The sequence below is a fragment of the Flavobacterium pectinovorum genome, from assembly GCF_022802975.1.
Classification (GTDB): Bacteria; Bacteroidota; Bacteroidia; order Flavobacteriales; family Flavobacteriaceae; genus Flavobacterium; species Flavobacterium pectinovorum_B.
Window position 1 is genome coordinate 1 of sequence record NZ_JAFEVZ010000029.1, and the last position, 2634, is coordinate 2634.

2 protein-coding genes are annotated in these 2634 nt (G+C 39.4%); both read right to left on the reverse strand.

Features of this window, described 5'->3' with window-relative positions; genetic code table 11:
* Positions 1-153 precede the first annotated feature (153 nt).
* Complete coding sequence (gene istB, locus FLV_RS19840) at positions 154-891, reverse strand: IS21-like element helper ATPase IstB (RefSeq protein ID WP_243236491.1); 738 nt, start codon at positions 889-891, stop codon at positions 154-156.
* Between the two features lie 12 nt (positions 892-903).
* Positions 904-2457 carry an IS21 family transposase gene (gene istA, locus FLV_RS19845; protein ID WP_243236492.1) on the reverse strand — a complete coding sequence of 518 codons (1554 nt, stop codon included), beginning with the start codon at positions 2455-2457 and terminating at the stop codon, positions 904-906.
* Positions 2458-2634 lie beyond the last annotated feature (177 nt).

Sequence of the window (2634 nt, forward strand, 5' to 3'; positions counted from 1 at the left end):
CTGTAAAACTCAGTGATATTGACCACTGTTTTCCAATTTAAAGTGACCACTTCGTTTCGGTTTAAAGTGACCATCTAATTTCGGTGCAAAGTGAGCACCTAAAAAACTACTTTTTTTCGTGTGTTAATTATTGTTTCAAATATAGATAAATAATTATTCCTTGATTATGCTTTTTTTCTTTCTCATTGATTCCCCATGCAGCTCAACCCTGTGGGCCTGGTGTATTAATCTGTCAAGGATTGCATCTGCTATGGTTTTCTCGCCGATTATGTCATACCATCCCTGAACGGGGATCTGCGAGGTTACTATAATAGAACCATTGTTGTGCCTGTCCTCGATGATCTCTAAAAGTGTGATTCTGTTCTGGCTGTCCAATGCTTGGAGTCCAAAGTCATCTAGTATGATAACATCCTGCCTTTGTATTTTCATCAGTTCTCTTAGGTATGTGCCATCTGCCTTGGCCATTTTCAGCTTTGCAAATAATTTTGCAGTATTAAAATAACTTACTTTATACCCTTCGATACAGGCCTGATAACCAAGTGCTGTTCCTAAAAAACTTTTACCAACCCCTGTGCTTCCTGTGATTAGTATATTTTCATTCTTTTCTACAAAACTGCATTCTGCAAGCCGGAGTATAAGATTTCTGTCAATGTTCCGGGACTGGTCAAAATTGATGCTTTCAATATTTGATTTGTAATGGAAGCGTGCATTGGTAATACTGCGTTCAATACGCCTGTTGTGGCGTTCATCCCATTCGGCATCTATTATCATTGACATAAACTGGTCAATGGTATAATGATCGGTTTTACCGCTCTCGATAGCTGTCATGAAGGCGTTATGCATTCCATGAAGCTTCATCTGTTTCATTTTTGCTACAGTAGATTCATTCATTGTAAATTGATTTTAGTTATAATAATTTTTTCCTCTGATATTGCCGTGGTCGGGAAGATCCTGATCTTCTTCCTTTTCGTGTTCCATAGGTATCTTATCCAGACTGTTTTCTAAGATGTTCTGTATGGTTTTAAAATTATAAATCTTAAAGTCCAGAGCACGTTTGCAGGCATTTGCTAATCTTTCTGCACCTACTTTCTTCTCAAAAGATAATATACCTAGACAGCTTTTATAGGCCTGCTCGGGGTGGTTCCTGCTTTCTATTATCTGCATAATATATTCTCCTACTGCCGGATCAATGCTGTTGGCCCATTCAATAAACCTTAAGGCATTCCACTGTGCTACAAACTGATGTGTGCTTGCCATATGTTCTGGATTTGTGGTATAGATGTAGGGCTTTGGATTTCTGATATGAGTGGCTATACGGTTGTATTTGAAGTATATTTCAACAGTAGAGCTTGTGTAGAGCAGCTTTACTTTTTTCTTTAAATATTGATAGGGCACGCTGTAGTAGTTTTTATCCTGGCTTAACTGGACGTGCCCGTTCTGCATTACTGTTGCCAGAGACTGGTATTTAATCTCAAAGCGTTCCAGAGGAAGAGGCTGCAGTTCATGCCTTTCATCTTCCATGAAGAGTTCAAAACGAGAGTAGGGTCTTCCGGTAAGTTTCTTGTTGTTATGTGCATCGAGCAGATTCCATATTTCCTGGTTCAGTTCTTCTATGCTGAAGTATTTAGAGTCTTTCAGATTTGCATAAATTCTTCTGTAAAGTATCTTGACTGCTCCTTCAACTAAAGATTTGTCTCTGGGCCTGTAGGCTCTTGCAGGCAGAATAGTGGTTTCATAATGTTCAGCTAAATCTGCAAGAGTTTCATTAATGGTGGGTTCGAAGCGGCTGGTTCTGACTACGGCAGATTTTAGGTTGTCAGGTACAATTGCAGCAGGCGTTCCTTGAAAAAAACGCATTGCATTTTCTACCGAAGCTACAAAATCTTCCTTCTGCTGGCTCATAGAAGCTTCTGCGTAAGTATACTGGCTGGCACCGAGTATGGCAACAAAAAACTGTACTTCCTGAACCTCAGACGTACTTTTGTCTATAAATGAGAGCGTCTTTCCAGCATAATCCACATACATTTTATCGCCAGCCTTATGATTCATATGCATCACAGGGTTTACCTTGTTGCTCCAGTCTCTGAAGCGGTTCCTGAACTGCGTTACTCGAAGACCATCGGGATGGGTTTCAATATACCTTTCCCACATGGTCTGTATGGTGATCCCCACTTTTTTTAATTCCCGTTCCATCTGAGGAAAATAAGCATACAGATCTTCTATTCTTGAGGAAACAACTTCTGTCGGCCCCTGAGAAAACAGTTCGTCCAATTCGGTGTCAGTTTTATTGTTTACGGTTTCCAGGCTTAATCCAAGCACTTCAAATAAAGAAATATATTTTTTTACAGTATTTCTGGATAGAGATAAATATCGGCTTATAAACAGCTTGCTTTTGCCGTTGCAGTGCAACTTAATGACTTTTCTGATTTTGTTCATGTCTAGTTTGTTATTTGCCATAGTCTGTAGTTTTTATACAGATCCATGGTTTAACAACATGAAAAGAAGTAGTGTTTGGTGGTCAATTTGAACCGAAACAAGGTGGTCAGTTTAAATTGAAAAGGGGTGGTCAGCTTGACCCGAAATCGGTGGTCACTTTATATTGAAAAAGCGTGGTCAAGTTGACCGTTTTTTCCA